We start from the raw sequence: 16,392 nt of genomic DNA, 5'->3' as shown, positions 1-16,392 counted from the left end.
TTAAAACATAATTGGCATGCTTGGTCCATATAAATGGTATATAGGTCATTTGAATATGGGTAAGGGCGGTTGAAATGATGAAGGATATCGGTTTTTTTCCTGCTTTTATTGAAAGCTATTTTATCGCATTAGGAGTTTTGCTAGGCGGGTCATTAATAGGAGGTATTGCTTCCTTCTTAACGGGACAACCCCCGCTGACCGCAGTCTACCGCTTGTCATCAGCACTAAGAATTTGGGCAATTGTAGCAGCCATTGGCGGAACATTCGATGCCGTTTATAGCTTTGAAAAAGGATTATTTAATGCAGAAACGAAAGATATTTTCAAACAAATTTTACTGATCCTTTCAGCTTTAGGCGGCGCTCAAACAGGTGCACTGCTAATTAATTGGCTAACACAGGAGCATATTTCATCATGAGAATTCCCCCTTTTTATCGAAGACCCTCTTGGCAGCGTTTCTTTTCAGGTATGGCCATTGGCGGAGCAATAAGCTGGTGCATTTTCATATATATTTTTGGAGTCTTAGAAGAAAAGCATACAAAATTAATTGGAATCCAAAAACAAGAAATTAAGGACTTACAGTCAGAAAAAAAAATTTGGCAGGATGAATATAAGGAGATGAATAAGCGGAACATTGAAAAGCTTACAATCCAGAAAATCAATGTTAAAATCATTAACTCAGAAAGATATAAGCTGGATTCTTTAAGTGTGTTGGAGACAGAGGACTCAGTTAAAGACGACATAAGTATGTTAATCGCAAAAGATATGGAAACAGCCTTTAAGAGTAAGGGACTAATAAAAAAAATAATTGAAAACAAACTAGTAACAATCAATGATAAAAGGTACAAGCTTAATGTGAAGGAAATGGTAATCTATACCACCTTGTCCGTGGAATTAGAAATACACTTTGAGGATGAAAAAACGGCCCTAATGCAGTAGAGTAGTAGAGCCGTTTTTCTATTTTAAAAAAACAATCAGGAATAGCTTTTGCAGACTTCACTTAATTCCTTTAAAACATCGTCCACTTCGTCCCAAGAATAAATCGATGCCCCTGCAGCTAAAGGATGACCTCCGCCATTAAACTTCTTTGCTACTCCGTTTATTACCGGACCTTTAGAACGGAGTCGTACTCTAATTTGATCCTTTTCCTCAATGAAAAAGACCCATGCTTTAATTCCCCTTACATCACCTAATGTTCCAACGAGAAGGGATGCCTCAGGCGGGTTCGCATCAAACTCATCTAACAGTTTCTTAGACAGAATGACGGAGCCTACACCGTTTTCTTGAAGCTCGAAGTTTTGTAAAATATATCCGTTTAATTTAATGATATTTGGATTAAGTTCATACATTTTGTCAAACAATTCAGTGCGGGAAAAATTGTAATGAATTAATTCACCTGCATATAAAAAGGTTTTTTCAGTTGTACTAGGAAATAGGAATCTTCCCGTATCTCCAACAATTCCGCCAAACAACAGCCTTGCACTTTCATCGCTCATTTTCAGGCCCTTATCTTTTCCGAATAAATAAAATTCATAGATCATTTCACTGCATGAACTAGCACTCGTATCTACCCATAATAAGTCGCCATATGGGTCTTCGTTTGGGTGATGATCAATTTTTATAAGCATATCACCCAATGTATACCGCTTGTCGCAAATTCTTTCAGCATTAGCAGTATCACATACAATGACCAATGCACCTTTATACACCTCGTCCTCAATGGTATCCAGCCGACGCATATAATTTAAAGATGGTTCTTCCAGTCCAACCGCGTAAACCTTTTTAGCAGGGAAGGACTCCTTTAAAATTTCAACCAGGCCTCCCTGTGAACCGTATGCATCCGGATCCGGGCGAACGTGACGATGAACAATAATGGTTTCATATTGTTTAATTGTTTCTAATATTTTCTCTTTCATGTCTACTCCTTTGTTTAAATCGTTTTTTGAACCTAATGTGGCATTTTTTTCAAAATACAGTTACAATAATAAGTGATTTTTGAAACATGGAGGAAGAAAAATGTCTGTACTTGTCATACTAATTGTAATTTTATTTGCTTTCTATTTATTTTATAAAACAAAATACTTCCGAAGCAACCGTCCGGTTGAAAAAAAATGGCTTTCGGCTAAATCAAGTATTGTACTCGGGTTATTTGTCTTTTTGTTCGGGATTAATCAGCTTTTCATCTACCAGTCCACTGTTACGATAATCGTCGCCGCAATTTTTATAATTTATGGCGGGGTAAGTTCATGGTCAGGATTCAAAGCATATCAGCATTACCACCCATTTGCAATCAAGGAAGCAGAAATGTATGAGGCACAAAAATAATAACATGAGCCGCTTCACCTGTGGGAAGCGGCTTTCCGTTTTTCATCAGTTTCGGTCAATCAACTGACACATCATCATCGCTTTACCGACGAGAATTCCATCATTAAAAACTTCTACATCTACTTTTCCAAACTTCCGTCCCACTTCAAGCACTTTCGGAAAGATTTCTAAGGTACTTTCCATTTGAACCGGTTTAATAAAATAGATTGTCATATTTTCAACTACAAGGTCACCTTTTTTATAGCTTCTAAGTACCCGGTTTGCCGCATCAGAAACGATTGTTGTAAATACACCGTAAGAGATGGTACCAAGATGATTTGTCATTTGAGGAGTAACCTCACAGGAATAGACTTCCTCGCCTTTTGCTCTCCCGCGCATTAGGACCATCTGATTGGTAACGATATCATCAAGAGTCTCCCCAACCTGAGGCTGTCGCTGGTTCATTTGCAAAGCCTTTAATACGTCCTGCCTGCTGATAATACCTTCTAATCGGTTAGATTCATCCGCAACAGGAAGTACTTCAATGCCTTCCCAGACCATCATATGTGCTGTTGAGGCGACACTTGTTTTTCCATTAACGGTCATTGGGTTTTTCGTCATAATCTTGTCGATGGAGGTTTCGGAATCCTGTCCCAAAATATCCTTGGACGTAACCATTCCTTGAATCTTCATGTTTTGATCTACTACAGGATAGCGGCTATGTGTTGTCTCTGCATTAAGTTCATGCCATTTTGATACCTTATCCGACGTTTTTAGAAAAAAAGTATCTGATAGGGAGGTTAAGATGTCTTCAACTAGAATAATTTCTTTTTTTATTAATTGATCATATATTGCCCGGTTAATCATCGTAGCAACTGTAAATGTATCATAACTAGTAGAAATAACCGGCAGTTCCAACTTATCTGCAAGTTTCTTTACATGATCCTCAGTGTCGAATCCCCCGGTAATGAGAACAGCAGCACCTTCTTTCAAGGCAAGTTCGTGTGCTTGCGTCCGGTTTCCGACAATAAGCAGGTTTCCTGCCTCAGTGTAACGCATCATTGCCTCTAATTTCATGGCCCCGATGACAAATTTATTTAATGTTTTATGCAAACCGGCTCTGCCGCCTAATACTTGACCATCGACGATGTTAACAACCTCAGCAAAAGTAAGCTTTTCAATATTTTCTTTTTTCTTCCGTTCTATTCTTATTGTTCCGACTCTTTCAATTGTACTGACATATCCTTTATTTTCCGCTTCCTTAATCGCTCTATATGCGGTCCCTTCACTTACATTCATCGCCTTGGCGATTTGCCTGACGGATATTTTTTCACCGATTGGGAGTTCATCAATGTATTGCAAAATTTGTTCATGCTTTGTAGCCAATAGCTTCACCCTTTATTTTCGAATTCCTAAATTTTATTATAAAGAGTAAAAAGCATTGATACAATGCGATTCATTAATTGTTAGTGAATAATCAATGAAATGAACGGGATTTTTTCCTTAATTGTTGAGAATGAAGTTTTTGAATTGGTTTTTTAGGACTATAGAGTAAGCCTGTTAAGTTTCCTGCGATGACAATTAGGGCAAATGTCAGCCAGCACAGAGAGAAGATCCCCTGCGCCCCTTCAGCTGTCACCGATAATCTTGGGACGGCAAAATAAAGCATGAATCCACAAAGCAATAAGCATAGTAAATATCTGTTCTTTTTCAATTCTTTTCCCCCTTATTAACTGCTTGTTTCATCTTTATGCAAAAGTGAGAAAAAAAAGTAGATAAAAACCCAAGAACATTTACATTTCTATTGCTTGGCCGGGCTGCAGGACTTTCCCATTGTTTTCTTCAAGCAGTTCAATAAATTTATTTGGATCCTGTTTTATCGGCGGAAAGGTATTATAGTGGATTGGCACAACCGTTTTTGGTTTTAAGAGCTTAGCTGCATATGCCGCATCCTCAGGCCCCATCGTAAAATTATCACCGATTGGCAAGAACGCTATATCAATCGGGTGACGTTCGCCAATTAGCTTCATATCTGAAAATAAAGCAGTATCACCGGCGTGGTAAATGGTTTTCCCCTCATTCATAAAAAGAATTCCTGCAGGCATGCCGCAGTAGATGATTTTCTTATTCTCTGTTATATAGCTTGAGCCATGGAAGGCTTGTGTCAGTTTTACCTTTCCAAATTCAAATTGATGGGCACCGCCAATATGCATACCGTGTGTATGAACTCCTTGCCAGCTTAAATATGTAGAAATTTCATGGTTTGCAATCACAAGGGCATTATTTCTTCTAGCCAACTCTACTGTGTCCCCTACATGGTCATTGTGACCGTGGGTTAATATAATTGCATCAGGTTTTAATGCCTTAACTTCCAAGTCAGTAAATTCATTCCCGGAAATAAAAGGATCAATTAAAATCGTTTTACCATTTGAACTAATTTGTACAACAGAATGTCCGTGATATGAGACTCTCATCTTCCTTGCTCCTCTCAAAAATGATATTTAATACTTCCATAAAAGTTTTGGAATTCCTCCCTCATTTATACCCATACTACGAATGTTTAGCACATGATAGTTAGGAAAGGATTTCATTAAAGTTTATGTTAGATAGTTTACAATTTTTATTTATATTGATACTCTCAAATAGGATTTGATTTTTAGGGGGAGAAAAAAATGAATCAACGAATTGAAAACCTTCAAACATGGATGAAGGAAAATAATATTGAAGTAAGCTTCGTTACCTCTTCTGAAAATGTATTTTATTTAAGCGGATATTATACCAATCCACATGAACGTTTACTTGCTTTAGCCGTTTTTCAAGAGGAAGAACCGGTTCTTGTTTGCCCGGGAATGGAAGTGCATGATGCCAAGCGGTCCGGTTGGGATCACGAAATTATTGGATTTAGCGACATTGATAATCCTTGGGAATTAGTTATAAATGCTATTAACAAAAGAATTAATGGTGTGGTAAAGGTTGCGATTGAAAAAGAACATATGAATGTGGAGCGTTATGAACAGCTTTCAACATTATTCCCTAGAGCTGTATTTGTTTCAGCTGAAGAAAAATTAAGAAAGCTGCGGATGATTAAAGATGCAAAAGAATTAAAAATCATAGAAGAAGCATGCGCACTCGCTGACTATGCTATTGAAGTTGGTGTAAGTGAAATTAAAGAAGGCAAAACTGAATTAGAAATTCTTTCAGCAATTGAATACGCCCTAAAGAAAAAAGGCGTAACCGAAATGTCATTTGCCACAATGGTCCTAACCGGTGCAAACGCTGCTTCCCCACATGGGAATCCGGGATTAACTAAGGTTCAAAAAGGGGACCTGGTTTTATTCGATTTAGGAGTAGTTGTAGACAGATATTGTTCTGATATCACAAGAACGGTTGCCTATGGGGACATTAATGATAAGCAAATGGAAATATATGATACTGTTTTAAAAGCCCAATTGGCAGCATTAGAAGCAAGCAAGCCCGGAGTTACGGCAGCAGATGTCGACCTAACTGCACGTAAAATTATCGCCGATGCCGGTTACGGTGAACACTTCCCTCATCGACTTGGTCATGGACTTGGGATTAGTGTTCACGAATATCCATCAATGACAGAAACAAATCCCCTAATCCTTGAAGAAGGAATGGTTTACACGATTGAACCGGGTATTTACGTTCCCGGAATAGCCGGTGTGAGGATTGAAGACGATGTATTCGTTACGGCAGATGGAGTAAAGATATTAACAAAATTCCCTAAAGAACTTCAAATTGTTAAATAAATTTTCACTTTGGTTAATTTTGACATTGAATAAATAGGTTACTTGCAGTATTATACTTATAAAAGCTGCGTTGTACGTAATGATAATAAAGTTTTAACCTTTAAGCTGTAAAAGGGAGTTTTAATATCGAAACCGGAATGACAAGCCTCTGTCTATAAGACTTGGAGGACATGCAAAAAAGTTTCTGCGAACACCCACTTTGAGGAGTGGTGGTTTAAAACTTTCTTATATGTATACGGCAAATGCGGCTTCTTAAATTAAAGAATTTTAACCGGCTTCTATTGGGAAGCTGGTTTTTTGTTTATAAAAAAAGCTACGTTAAAGCTCATTGTTGATTTAGCTCACTATGTTGATTAGAGCTGAAATCAACAGCAAGTTTAACAGAGCCAGAACAAAAGGCGCAAGCGCCCGGTTAGCGCACGACAGGACTGGAGCGCTTCGACTAAGATAAAGGAAACACGGAGAGCGTTAGCTTTTCCGTGTTGACTTATCGTAGGGAGAAGAGCGAAGTTTACTAGCCGCTGGGCGCTGGATCTGGATTCAGATAACTTTTTCAAGTTATCACACCAAATTATTTTATAGTTTCCTAAACGATAAAAAAAAGGAAGTGGAGCATAAATTCCACTTCCACATTTGTTTATAATTTTTCCAGCAGTGTTTTTGTATCTGAGTATTCGAGACCGTGGGCTTCTGCTACGGCTTCATAGGTTACAAAACCACCTAGAGTGTTAATACCTTTTAATAAGGCTTCATTAGCCAAACATGCTTTCTGATAGTCTTTATTGGCAATTTGAATAGCAAATGGAACTGTGACATTAGTTAAGGCAATCGTTGATGTCCTTGGTACTGCTCCAGGCATGTTGGCAACAGCATAATGGACTACGCCATGCTTGAAATATATTGGATTATCATGTGTTGTAATCCGATCAGTCGTATGAAATATTCCACCTTGGTCGATCGCAATATCCACCACAACGCTTCCTGGTGTCATCGATTGTATCATCGCTTCGGTTACAAGTTTCGGTGCTTTTGCTCCAGGGATGAGCACTGCACCAATTACTAAATCTGATTCTTTGACCGCTTCTGCAATATTATAAGGATTAGACATCAATGTCGTAACATCTGAACCGAAAATATCATCTAACTGACGAAGGCGATCGGGATTTAAATCTATAATGGTAACTTTTGCTCCTAATCCAATTGCCATTTTAGCAGCATTTGTCCCTGCTACCCCTCCCCCGATAATGGTAACAATTCCTCTTTGTACACCTGGAACACCTGAAAGGAGTATACCTTTCCCGCCATTGACCTTTTCAAGGAATTGGGCACCAATTTGCGGAGCCATTCTTCCGGCAACTTCACTCATGGGTGTCAATAATGGTAAAGATTTATTCGGCAGCTGGACCGTTTCATAAGCAATCCCTATTACTTTATTATCGATTAAAGCTTTGGTTAATTCAGGTTCCGGCGCCAAATGTAAATATGTAAATAAAATTAATCCCTCACGGAAATATTGATATTCACTTGGAAGCGGCTCCTTAACCTTCATAACCATTTCCATGGACCAGGCTTCTTCTGCCGTATCAACTATTTTTGCTCCGGCAGCTTCATAATCCTCATTTTTGAATCCGGAACCAACACCTGCTCCTTTTTCAATAAAAACGTCATGGCCAAAATGCAAGAGGTTGATAACTCCTGCCGGTGTCATAGCCACACGATTTTCATTATTTTTTATCTCTTTAGGTACACCGATCCGCATGCGTTTTCCTCCTAGGAAAAATCAAAAATAAAATAAACAAAGGTAGTTATAATATATCCATAATGCTATGAAAAGATGTTAAAATGAGTCCGAAGCTAAGATTCTAGAAAAGAGCTTTGCCAAAAGCAAAAGCTCTTTTTTCACTTTCAATAATACCAAGGGTATGGGTAATATGGGTATCCATAGTAAGGATATCCGTATCCATAGTAAGGATATCCCCAGCCAAAGCCCGGTGCTAATAATGCCCCGGCAGCTAACCCGGTCAAGAACGGAAATCCGAAACCAAATCCAAAGGGACCGCCAAAGCCAAATCCGAAGGGACGGCCGAAACCAAAACCGAAGGGACGGCCAAAGCCAAAACCGAAGGGACGACCGAAACCAAAACCGAAGGGACGGCCAAAGCCAAAACCGAAGGGACGACCGAAACCTCCAAAGTGTCCAAAATGTCCGAAACCTCCGAACCCCGGACGGATCCTTTCATCAGTTGGATTAATGGCATCATAATGCACATCAATATTAGGCATCACTTGCATATTTGTATTCATCTTTTTCTCCTCTCCTCTATTTATTATGCAAAAAATGGAAACCCTCCAAAAAATGGTCTGCCGAATCCAAATCCAATTAAACGAGAGTCCTGATTTGAAATAGGCATCATATTCATTTGTGGGTTCATTTGTTTTCCTCCTCATTTTATTTTTTCCACACTAAAGAATATGCATTTTGGAGATTGGATTCTTGGGTTAATACCCTTCTTCAGGGAATTTTCTAGACAAACGTACATGAAACTTCTTAAAACAAATAAAGAAAACTCGCCGATTGGCGAGCCCATAAGGGCGAAGACAGAGGCGTAGTTGCACTTATGCGAAATAGGAAAGTATAAACTTGTGAAAGTTTATACTTTCCTATTAGCCAAAAAAAAGACCGTCCACTAAAGTGACAGCCTTCTATTTTTACTAATCTAAACCTAGCCCTCTGTTTCAGCAAAATCTTCACTGTCAGCAAACCCTGTTCCCTGACCAATATAGCCGCTATTATACGAATCCATTATTTGTTCACTTACCTTATTTGTTCCTTGTTGATCAAACTCAAACGATTGTTTAATTGGATCACGTTTTACCATCATGCCAATCCCCCTTCCAAAGTTAGTTACCTATTTATTGTTCGAAAAATTGAAACACTTATTCACATAATAGTATTGTATAATTAAGGCAAGGAGGGAGATTATCATGGGACTTAAATATCAAAATATTTTAGTCGCTATTGATGGCTCTAAAGAAGCAGAATGGGCATTTAAAAAGTCGATTGAAATCGCAAAAAGGAATAATGCGAAACTGCTACTAGTCCATGTTATTGATACAAGAACATTTTCAATGGTCGAAGCTTACGACCGCACCATCGCAGAAAAGGCAGATGTATTCGCAACTGAGTTACTGGAAAATTATCAAGATCTTGCTTTAGATGCCGGAGTGTCGGATGTACAATATGAAATTGAATTTGGTTCTCCAAAAGTACGAATCCCTAAGGATATCGCCAAAAAGCACAATGTGGATTTGATCATTTGCGGGGCAACCGGTATGAATGCAGTGGAAAGGTTCTTTATTGGAAGTGTCTCAGAACATATTACTCGCTCTGCTCATTGTGACGTCCTTATTGTCCGTACTGAGAAAGATTGATAAACAAAAATTCAAGCACGTAGCATAGCTGCTACGTGTTTTTAAATAATATTTCCACAGTCTATATCTTTAACCCCTCATTTTATCCATCTTGAAATTTGTCGTGAAAGGTCAATTAATGTGTAGTACAATAAAAATCATATCATGTTTTGGAGGATTATTTATGAAAGAACATTTTTCTTTCGATCAACGGCTCGGAATCCATCTGCCTGAAATAACCATGGAATGGGAACAATATACTAAAGAAACACAGCATGAGATTTTATTTTATTGGGAGCAAGTTCGTGGCTCAATCCCGGACCGAATAGCAGAACTTGAAAAAATAATTAATCAAAAACAAGCACAGCTTTCGAATGAAAGCGACTTCCCGCTTTCTTGTATGCTCAATAGTGAAATAGCAGAACTCGCCTCGATTATCAATGATTTATGGATTTGGTACCGTGCGAACCAGACGATTTCAGCGAAAGTACACCAATAACCGGAACAATGCAGACTATTTTTTAGTCTGCATTGTTTTTCATTTGATTAAAGATCTTTTTTTAGTTCTCTCACTACATGCCCAATCTCAGGCAAAATTAATTTATTCATCGCAAGCTTTACTGCACCGGATGAGCCTGGGGTGGAAAATACAGCTTTATTTTTGACTACACCCGCAATTGCCCTTGAAAGAATGGCAGCAGAGCCGATATCTTCCTGGTAACTTAACATTCTGAATATTTCTCCAAAACCAACAATTTCTTTTTCAAGGAGGGATTGGACAGATTCAATCGTAACATCACGTTTCGCTATCCCTGTGCCGCCATTTGTAAGAATGACATCAATATCCTCCCGATCGCATCCTTTTTTTATCTCAGATTGAATAGGAATTGTTTCGTCCTGAACAATTACATAGTCGACAACCTTATGTCCTTCAGCTTCAAGCAAATCAATCATTAACCTGCCACTTTTATCTGTTTCCTGATTTCTCGTATCACTGACGGTAATCACCTTACAATTCACCGTCTTTGGTGCTTCTTTTTTATGTTCTTGGCTACTCATTCAGACGCTCCTCTTTTTCTTTAAGATAGCGAAGTTGATAATACTTATTGGCCAAATCCGTCACTTTTCTTGTTAATTGATAATTTGCCCCAGCTCCAATTGCCATACTGACAAGTGGAATACCAAGAATGGCCTTTTTTCGGAATAACGTAATAACCATAGCTTTTAAGATTTGTTGGATCGGTTGTTCCAACCAGGTAATATCAGTAATCTCTTCCTCGCCTTCATAAAAATAATGATCTCCTTCTCCATCCATTTCATCAATTAAGGTGACCCAGCCCTCTTTTTGAATTCTTGGTGGTAATGTTGCTGTATGAAAAACCTTAAGAGAGGTCATCATTTCAAATGGCGAATTTACCTCAAAGCCATATGTCATAGCGATTAATTGAACCACTCTTAAATTAATGACCGCCATTGCAGGAATATCGCTGCCTAAAAGAAGCGTACCACCTGTGCCGGCTAAACCACCTTGTGCAAATGAATAGAACCTGTGTCTTGCTATTTGCTGCTGTGCTATGTATTGTAATTGATCAATGTCCAATTGTTTTAAATCGTCAATTTTTTCTAAATCCTTCTTAAAAATTCTCCCTGCAATAAGAATTCTTTCCTTTGCATCCAATTGAAGTTGAGACCCTTGGATGATACCGTGAATATGAAATAGCCAGCTATCAATAAGAGAAAAAAACTGCTTTTGAATTTTATCGGGTAACAGCGAGAAAGATCGTTCCAAATATTTTTCATACGTTAATTGAAAGTCATTGGCCTCGTAACTTAATAGCTTTTTTTCCCAATCCCGGATTTCATTCAAGACCTTGCCTTCACGCTCTGACAATGGCATTACTGTATCCCTCCGTTCAGCTACTCTTCCATAATTATAGCACAAAGCAATGGGAGGATTAAAAAAGGAAATTTACAGGTATCAAGAAAAGCGCAAGCGCCCCGTTTAGCGGCGTATGGACTGGAGTGCTTCGACTGAGATAAAGGGAACACGAAGAGCGATAGCGATTCGATGTTGACTTATCGTAGGGAGAAGAGCGAAGTACACTAGCCGCTGTGCGCTGGAGCTAGACAATTCTCAAAGTCAAAAATTTATACTTTCTTATAATAAAAAAAAGCAGACCCCTAATCCAAAAGGGTCAGCTTCTTGTTGATTTTTTTATTAATCATTTGTTAATCGAACAACATCACGAGCGATCATAACTTCTTCGTTTGTCGGGATAATCATAACTTTTACCGGTGAGTGCGGGTAGTTGATAAATGCTTCTTCGCCTCTTACTTTATTAAGAGCCGGATTCCAGTAAACACCCATAAATTCAAGGCCTTTTAATACATTTTCTCTAATGACATCACTGTTTTCCCCAATACCCGCTGTAAAAATAATCGCATCTACCCCATACATACGGGAAGCATAAGAGCCGATATATTTATGAATTCGATTAGCGAATACTTCCAATGCAAGCTTAGCACGGTCATTTCCCTGCTTAGCTTCGATTTCTATATCCCTTAGGTCACTTGAGAACCCGGATACAGCTAACATACCGCTCTTTTTATTTAATACATCTAGTACTTCTTCAGCAGTTTGATTTGTTTTTTCCATAATATACGGAATAAGTGCCGGGTCAATGTTTCCTGAACGAGTTCCCATCGTCACGCCGGCAAGCGGAGTAAAGCCCATTGATGTATCGATCGACTTTCCGCCTTCAATTGCAGCAATACTTGCTCCATTTCCTAAATGACAAGAAATTAGACGTAGCTGTTCAACCGGACGGCCTAATAATTCAGAAGCACGCTGGGTTACATATTTATGGGATGTCCCATGGAAGCCATACTTCCGGATACCATATTTTTCGTAATATTCATAAGGAAGACTGTAAAGAAAAGAACTCTCAGGCATTGTTTGGTGGAAAGCTGTATCAAATACAGCAATCGCCGGAACATTAGGCAGAACACTCTGGAATGCTTTAATCCCTGTAATATTTGCAGGGTTATGCAATGGTGCTAACTCGGATAATTCTTCAATTTTATTTAATACTTCATCCGTAATAAGGACAGAATCATTGAAAGCTTCTCCTCCATGCACAACACGGTGGCCAATTCCATCGATTTCGCTTAAGGATTGAATAATACCCAAAGTTGTCAGCTTGTCTAAAAGCAACTTAACTGCGACTTCGTGATCAGGAATATCAATAATTTCCTGAATTTTTTCTCCGTTTACTGTAATATTAAAAATTGAGTCATTTAACCCAATTCTTTCAATTAAACCTTTTGTAATAACGTCCTCACTCGGCATTTCAAATAATTGAAATTTTAAGGAAGAACTTCCGGCATTGATTGCAATGATTTTTGCCATTTTGCTAACGCTCCTTTTATATAACAACAATGATTGGATCAGGATTTTTTTAGTACAACTTTATTTTGCGCAATCGACTATGTTTTTTTCCCTCAATTTATCATTTAATCATTGAATATAATACATTTCAAGGAGTATTTTAATTGACAACGGTTTCAGTTAAATGTAATTAAATTCTAATATTTCGAAATATTCAACCAGGATAGTTTAACTGCTTAAAATATAGAAAAACCGGTATTTTATACCGGTCAGATTGTCGAGAAAGGGTATTTTTCTCTGCAATTTTTTATTTTGTCAGAATCTAAATACCAAATTTATTGATTCTCCCTGCTAATGTGCCTGTTGATTTCCGCTCCGGGCACTCGCTTTCCGCGGGGAGGTCCTGGAGCCTCCTCGGCGCTTTTGGCGCCTGCGGGGTCTCCAGTGACCTCTCTATCCCGCAGGAGTCGAGTGCCCTCCGCTCCAATCAACAGGGAGGCAAATCAACCTAAAGTATTGCAACACACTTTTTCTAACTTTGCTAAGTGTATTGCAATCTTTTTTATATTTTGGCAGGCTGCAGTTAGAAGAGCCTGTTCACTTGCATTCTTCAATCCCCGTAACCGGCAGTAGCGAAGCCCGTGCAGCTCTTTTGAGTCTGCGAAGCTTCGCTCAATTTTTTCCTTTCTAAATTTATAAAGCATTTTTCCCGATTTAGATAAGCGATTTAACCTTACCTTTTCCTTGTGCTCCTCCCATACATGTCCTGTTACCACTTTTACCTTATTTTTTGACCGTGTACATTGGGATAGAAGTGGGCAGTTCTGACATTTCTTCGAATCAGACTTGTCTTCTCTATAACCTTCACGGGTTGTTGTTATGTATGTTAATTCTTGATTATTAGGGCAAATGTATATATCTCGTTCTTTATCATATGTAAATTTCCATTTAGGGAATAAGCCATTAGTAGGGTGAAACCTTCTATGAGCAATAACTCCAAAAATGTTACGATCAGATAGTCCCTTACAAATAGGGTTAGTGAGATAGCCTGAATCAAGTACTACAGCTTCTACATTAAATCCAAACCGGCACGCCCGCGGAAAGCGAAGTGCCTGGAGCGCCAATCAACAGACATGTTGAAACCGATATAGTAATAATATTATAACAAACTAACGCAGTGAATCGTTAAAGTAATTAAATAAAATAATTGGCTGCCGAGGGTTTTCCGACAGCCTGACCAGTATTTTATACCGGTTTACCCTTTGTCCTCTTGGAACCATTTTTCGATTTTTTTCAATATTTTATCTACTTCCACTGCGTTAGACAGGCTAGGTAAATCAACCAATAATGCTTGCTTAGGCGGCTGAACATTTTCCCCTTTTTTTTGTAAAACTAAAATACTTTTCGCTGCATTTTTATTCTTAAACATACTTGTTGGAAATTGAAGCAGTCCCTGGATAATGACATTTTCCTTAAAATATTCGCGAAGCTGTGATGCTTGATCACTTTCAAACAGCCCATTTGGAATAATGAAAAACAAATATCCTCCTTGACGTGTATGACGAACACTTTGTTCAATAAATAAATGATGGGCATAGGAATGTCCATCACTCGCCTTTAATTGATAGTCCGAAGCCCTGACATCATTGGGATAATAACCAACAGGCAAATCACTGATAACGGCATCAACCGGATCGATAAATAGCGGTTCAAGGCTGTCCTGATTATAAAGTTGAATTGGATGTTCTTGTAGATTAGCATTTACATAAGCTAATTTTATTAAAAGGTCATCAACATCTACACCGATGGACTCCACTTTTTTATGTAGTTGATTTAAAACGGTTGTTAATAAATTACCAGTTCCTACAGCGGGATCTAACAATCGATAGGCTGATTGTTTCATAAATTTCTGAACGAGATAACCAACCAGCATTCCAACCGAATCAGGAGTCATTTGATGGTTAGGCTGAACATTTTCTTTCATTCCTTTTAAAATAACCAACTGGTATGCTTTACGAATTTCCTCATTTGTATATTTTTCCAAGTGTATCTCTTCGTATTGCTTTTTCAATCTTTTTACAGTAATTTCGGATAATTCTTCCTGAAGAATGGACCCCTGAAATATATTCTCGCCTGTTTCGGCCAGTGCCTCTAAATATGTACAATATAATTCTTCCTGCAAAACAAGGGCTGTTTCATTAAAAATAGTAAAAAGCTGTTCAACTGGAGAAATTTTCATTTTATTTACTCCTATCCTAATTTTCCTTATCCATTTTAAACGACTTAGAATAATTTAAACAAGTCCAAACTTAAAAAGGCCCCGCCATGGACGAGGCCCTTTTAATTATTCAATTACTTTGCAGCTTTTGCAGCTTCAATTGCAGCTTCATAGTTAGGATGATGTGTTGCTTCACTTACATATTCTACATATGTCACTGTGTCAGTTGAATCTACAACAAATACAGCACGGGCTAATAATCTATGTTCTTGGATTGCAACTCCGTATGCTTCACCAAATGATAGGTCGCGATGATCTGATAATGTTTGAACATTTTCGATACCTGCTGCAGCACACCAGCGTTTTTGTGCAAAAGGTAGGTCACAGCTAATTGTTAAGATTTTCACATCTCCTAATTTATTAGCTTCTTCGTTAAAACGGCGAGTTTCAGCATCACAAACACCCGTATCCAATGAAGGAACTGAAGTGATTAAACGTATCTGACCTTTTGTGTCGTTTAAGGTAACTTCTGATCGATCATTTGCAAGCACCGTGAAATTAGGAGCTTTGTCTCCTACCTTTACTTCATTGCCTAGTAATGTTACCGGATTTCCTCCAAATGTAACGTTTGCCATTGTATTTCATCCTCCTTTGTCGTACTTGAGCTATAGCGAAATAAGTTAACGCTTTCGTCTCAACTATGTACAGTGTAAATATATCTTTCCGGAATCATTTTTGCAATAAATTTGAACTCCTAACGCCATGAAAAAAGTTAACCTTCCTCAATAGTCGGAAGATTAACCTGTCATGTTACAAATCAAGATCGTTTTTTAGCTGTTCGGTTGTAGAATGGTTTACTTGCTTCGTTTCATCTTTTTTGGAAAACATCTGCTGAATTTTATCAACAGCTTGAGGTGCCAGTTCTAAAATTTTCTCATAAAGATGAGTGCTCTCATCTAAATGTAACATTTTTACACCATGAGAGTTCACAATTAAAAAAGCAATTGGCGTAATCGAAACTCCGCCGCCACTACCTCCCCCAAATGGGTGCTTCGGTTGATTTTGCCCTTGACCTTGGCCTTGCCCCTGGCCTTGATTTTGATTCTGTGATTGTGACTGAGAGCTATCAAGCTTAAACTCACTTCCACCTGCAGCAAATCCGAATCCAACCTTCGAAACTGTCAAAATAACGCTTCCATCGGGGGTCTCGACAGGGTCCCCAATAATTGTATTTACATCAATCATTTCTTTTAAGCTTTCCATTGCAGTCGTCATCAAACCTTGGATTGGGTGGTCAGACATG

Annotated in this window: 19 protein-coding genes, 1 other RNA gene and 1 pseudogene; 7 read left to right on the top strand and 14 right to left on the bottom strand. The window is 38.3% G+C overall.

The window, feature by feature from the left end; all coding sequences use genetic code 11:
- The first annotated feature begins 74 nt into the window (after positions 1-74).
- Together ytrH and ytrI are read left to right on the top strand one after the other, a co-directional pair.
- Complete coding sequence (ytrH, locus tag AC3ANV_RS06285; RefSeq protein WP_488312787.1) at positions 75-416, top strand: sporulation membrane protein YtrH; 342 nt, start codon at positions 75-77, stop codon at positions 414-416.
- Positions 413-937, top strand: a complete 525-nt coding sequence (gene ytrI, locus AC3ANV_RS06280) for a sporulation membrane protein YtrI (RefSeq protein ID WP_488312786.1) — start codon at positions 413-415, stop codon at positions 935-937. The genes ytrH and ytrI overlap by 4 nt, the downstream gene beginning before the upstream one ends.
- 35 nt (positions 938-972) lie before the next feature.
- Here the strand turns inward: ytrI and AC3ANV_RS06275 are convergent, their stop codons facing one another.
- Positions 973-1,914, bottom strand: a complete 942-nt coding sequence (locus tag AC3ANV_RS06275) for a DHH family phosphoesterase (RefSeq protein WP_488312785.1) — start codon at positions 1,912-1,914, stop codon at positions 973-975.
- Positions 1,915-2,014: 100 nt separating this feature from the next.
- Between AC3ANV_RS06275 and AC3ANV_RS06270 the strand changes: the two genes are divergently transcribed.
- On the top strand, positions 2,015-2,323 hold the full coding sequence (locus AC3ANV_RS06270; RefSeq protein WP_488312784.1) for a YtpI family protein: 309 nt from the start codon (positions 2,015-2,017) through the stop codon (positions 2,321-2,323).
- Between the two features lie 45 nt (positions 2,324-2,368).
- On the opposite strand, the gene AC3ANV_RS06265 is transcribed toward AC3ANV_RS06270, so the two are convergent.
- The 3 genes from AC3ANV_RS06265 to AC3ANV_RS06255 form a co-directional block, all read right to left on the bottom strand.
- Positions 2,369-3,688 (bottom strand): DRTGG domain-containing protein, encoded by a 1,320-nt coding sequence (locus AC3ANV_RS06265; protein WP_488312783.1) that lies wholly within the window; start codon positions 3,686-3,688, stop codon positions 2,369-2,371.
- A 91-nt stretch (positions 3,689-3,779) separates the two neighbouring features.
- The gene (locus AC3ANV_RS06260; protein ID WP_488312782.1) at positions 3,780-4,016 is read right to left on the bottom strand and encodes a hypothetical protein; all 237 of its coding nucleotides are present in this window, start codon (positions 4,014-4,016) and stop codon (positions 3,780-3,782) included.
- Positions 4,017-4,095: 79 nt separating this feature from the next.
- Positions 4,096-4,776: a metal-dependent hydrolase gene (locus AC3ANV_RS06255; protein WP_488312781.1), complete on the bottom strand. Its 681-nt coding sequence runs from the start codon at positions 4,774-4,776 to the stop codon at positions 4,096-4,098.
- 198 nt (positions 4,777-4,974) lie between these two features.
- On the opposite strand from AC3ANV_RS06255, the gene AC3ANV_RS06250 reads away from it, so the two are divergent.
- Positions 4,975-6,072: a M24 family metallopeptidase gene (locus tag AC3ANV_RS06250; RefSeq protein WP_488312780.1), complete on the top strand. Its 1,098-nt coding sequence runs from the start codon at positions 4,975-4,977 to the stop codon at positions 6,070-6,072.
- A 59-nt stretch (positions 6,073-6,131) separates the two neighbouring features.
- Positions 6,132-6,327: non-coding RNA, 6S RNA (gene ssrS, locus AC3ANV_RS06245), on the top strand.
- 382 nt (positions 6,328-6,709) lie between these two features.
- Here ssrS and ald read toward each other — a convergent pair.
- The 3 genes from ald to AC3ANV_RS06230 form a co-directional block, all read right to left on the bottom strand.
- A complete protein-coding gene (ald, locus tag AC3ANV_RS06240) occupies positions 6,710-7,831 on the bottom strand; it encodes an alanine dehydrogenase (protein ID WP_488312779.1) in 1,122 nt (373 codons plus the stop codon).
- A 146-nt stretch (positions 7,832-7,977) separates the two neighbouring features.
- Positions 7,978-8,355, bottom strand: coding sequence for a hypothetical protein (locus AC3ANV_RS06235; RefSeq protein ID WP_488314148.1), 378 nt, complete (start codon positions 8,353-8,355; stop codon positions 7,978-7,980).
- A gap of 440 nt (positions 8,356-8,795) precedes the next feature.
- Positions 8,796-8,954, bottom strand: coding sequence for a hypothetical protein (locus AC3ANV_RS06230; RefSeq protein WP_488312778.1), 159 nt, complete (start codon positions 8,952-8,954; stop codon positions 8,796-8,798).
- 103 nt (positions 8,955-9,057) lie between these two features.
- On the opposite strand from AC3ANV_RS06230, the gene AC3ANV_RS06225 reads away from it, so the two are divergent.
- Both AC3ANV_RS06225 and AC3ANV_RS06220 read left to right on the top strand, forming a co-directional pair.
- On the top strand, positions 9,058-9,504 hold the full coding sequence (locus tag AC3ANV_RS06225) for a universal stress protein (protein ID WP_488312777.1): 447 nt from the start codon (positions 9,058-9,060) through the stop codon (positions 9,502-9,504).
- Between the two features lie 163 nt (positions 9,505-9,667).
- A complete protein-coding gene (locus tag AC3ANV_RS06220; protein WP_488312776.1) occupies positions 9,668-9,982 on the top strand; it encodes a hypothetical protein in 315 nt (104 codons plus the stop codon).
- Positions 9,983-10,029: 47 nt separating this feature from the next.
- Here AC3ANV_RS06220 and AC3ANV_RS06215 read toward each other — a convergent pair whose 3' ends face one another.
- From AC3ANV_RS06215 to ytfJ, 7 genes and pseudogenes are all read right to left on the bottom strand, one after another.
- Positions 10,030-10,542 carry a MogA/MoaB family molybdenum cofactor biosynthesis protein gene (locus AC3ANV_RS06215; protein WP_488312775.1) on the bottom strand — a complete coding sequence of 171 codons (513 nt, stop codon included), beginning with the start codon at positions 10,540-10,542 and terminating at the stop codon, positions 10,030-10,032.
- On the bottom strand, positions 10,535-11,380 hold the full coding sequence (locus AC3ANV_RS06210) for an EcsC family protein (RefSeq protein WP_488312774.1): 846 nt from the start codon (positions 11,378-11,380) through the stop codon (positions 10,535-10,537). The genes AC3ANV_RS06215 and AC3ANV_RS06210 overlap by 8 nt, the downstream gene beginning before the upstream one ends.
- 321 nt (positions 11,381-11,701) lie before the next feature.
- On the bottom strand, positions 11,702-12,892 hold the full coding sequence (locus tag AC3ANV_RS06205) for an acetate kinase (RefSeq protein WP_488312773.1): 1,191 nt from the start codon (positions 12,890-12,892) through the stop codon (positions 11,702-11,704).
- A gap of 482 nt (positions 12,893-13,374) precedes the next feature.
- A pseudogene (locus tag AC3ANV_RS06200) lies at positions 13,375-13,959 on the bottom strand (transposase); the annotation flags it as partial.
- A gap of 167 nt (positions 13,960-14,126) precedes the next feature.
- On the bottom strand, positions 14,127-15,110 hold the full coding sequence (locus AC3ANV_RS06195; protein ID WP_488312772.1) for a class I SAM-dependent methyltransferase: 984 nt from the start codon (positions 15,108-15,110) through the stop codon (positions 14,127-14,129).
- A 113-nt stretch (positions 15,111-15,223) separates the two neighbouring features.
- On the bottom strand, positions 15,224-15,724 hold the full coding sequence (gene tpx / locus AC3ANV_RS06190; protein ID WP_488312771.1) for a thiol peroxidase: 501 nt from the start codon (positions 15,722-15,724) through the stop codon (positions 15,224-15,226).
- Positions 15,725-15,899: 175 nt separating this feature from the next.
- Complete coding sequence (gene ytfJ / locus AC3ANV_RS06185) at positions 15,900-16,391, bottom strand: GerW family sporulation protein (protein ID WP_488312770.1); 492 nt, start codon at positions 16,389-16,391, stop codon at positions 15,900-15,902.
- Between the last annotated feature and the right edge of the window lies 1 nt (position 16,392).

Source organism: Neobacillus sp. DFD-2R (assembly GCF_057747865.1).
Note: the sequence above shows the minus strand (reverse complement) of the source record. Positions and strands in the feature narration are given on the sequence as shown.

What these genes read in the sequence shown, in the direction of transcription:
- AC3ANV_RS06220 (WP_488312776.1), top strand. Translation starts at nt 9,668, where the DNA reads ATGAAAGAACATTTTTCTTTCGATCAACGGCTCGGAATCCATCTGCCT.
- AC3ANV_RS06235 (WP_488314148.1), bottom strand. Translation starts at nt 8,355, where the DNA reads ATGCCTAATATTGATGTGCATTATGATGCCATTAATCCAACTGATGAA.
- ytrH (WP_488312787.1), top strand. Translation starts at nt 75, where the DNA reads ATGATGAAGGATATCGGTTTTTTTCCTGCTTTTATTGAAAGCTATTTT.
- AC3ANV_RS06250 (WP_488312780.1), top strand. Translation starts at nt 4,975, where the DNA reads ATGAATCAACGAATTGAAAACCTTCAAACATGGATGAAGGAAAATAAT.
- ytrI (WP_488312786.1), top strand. Translation starts at nt 413, where the DNA reads ATGAGAATTCCCCCTTTTTATCGAAGACCCTCTTGGCAGCGTTTCTTT.
- AC3ANV_RS06270 (WP_488312784.1), top strand. Translation starts at nt 2,015, where the DNA reads ATGTCTGTACTTGTCATACTAATTGTAATTTTATTTGCTTTCTATTTA.
- AC3ANV_RS06275 (WP_488312785.1), bottom strand. Translation starts at nt 1,914, where the DNA reads ATGAAAGAGAAAATATTAGAAACAATTAAACAATATGAAACCATTATT.
- tpx (WP_488312771.1), bottom strand. Translation starts at nt 15,724, where the DNA reads ATGGCAAACGTTACATTTGGAGGAAATCCGGTAACATTACTAGGCAAT.
- AC3ANV_RS06215 (WP_488312775.1), bottom strand. Translation starts at nt 10,542, where the DNA reads ATGAGTAGCCAAGAACATAAAAAAGAAGCACCAAAGACGGTGAATTGT.
- AC3ANV_RS06210 (WP_488312774.1), bottom strand. Translation starts at nt 11,380, where the DNA reads ATGCCATTGTCAGAGCGTGAAGGCAAGGTCTTGAATGAAATCCGGGAT.
- AC3ANV_RS06225 (WP_488312777.1), top strand. Translation starts at nt 9,058, where the DNA reads ATGGGACTTAAATATCAAAATATTTTAGTCGCTATTGATGGCTCTAAA.
- AC3ANV_RS06230 (WP_488312778.1), bottom strand. Translation starts at nt 8,954, where the DNA reads ATGATGGTAAAACGTGATCCAATTAAACAATCGTTTGAGTTTGATCAA.
- AC3ANV_RS06195 (WP_488312772.1), bottom strand. Translation starts at nt 15,110, where the DNA reads ATGAAAATTTCTCCAGTTGAACAGCTTTTTACTATTTTTAATGAAACA.
- AC3ANV_RS06205 (WP_488312773.1), bottom strand. Translation starts at nt 12,892, where the DNA reads ATGGCAAAAATCATTGCAATCAATGCCGGAAGTTCTTCCTTAAAATTT.
- AC3ANV_RS06255 (WP_488312781.1), bottom strand. Translation starts at nt 4,776, where the DNA reads ATGAGAGTCTCATATCACGGACATTCTGTTGTACAAATTAGTTCAAAT.
- ald (WP_488312779.1), bottom strand. Translation starts at nt 7,831, where the DNA reads ATGCGGATCGGTGTACCTAAAGAGATAAAAAATAATGAAAATCGTGTG.
- ytfJ (WP_488312770.1), bottom strand. Translation starts at nt 16,391, where the DNA reads ATGTCTGACCACCCAATCCAAGGTTTGATGACGACTGCAATGGAAAGC.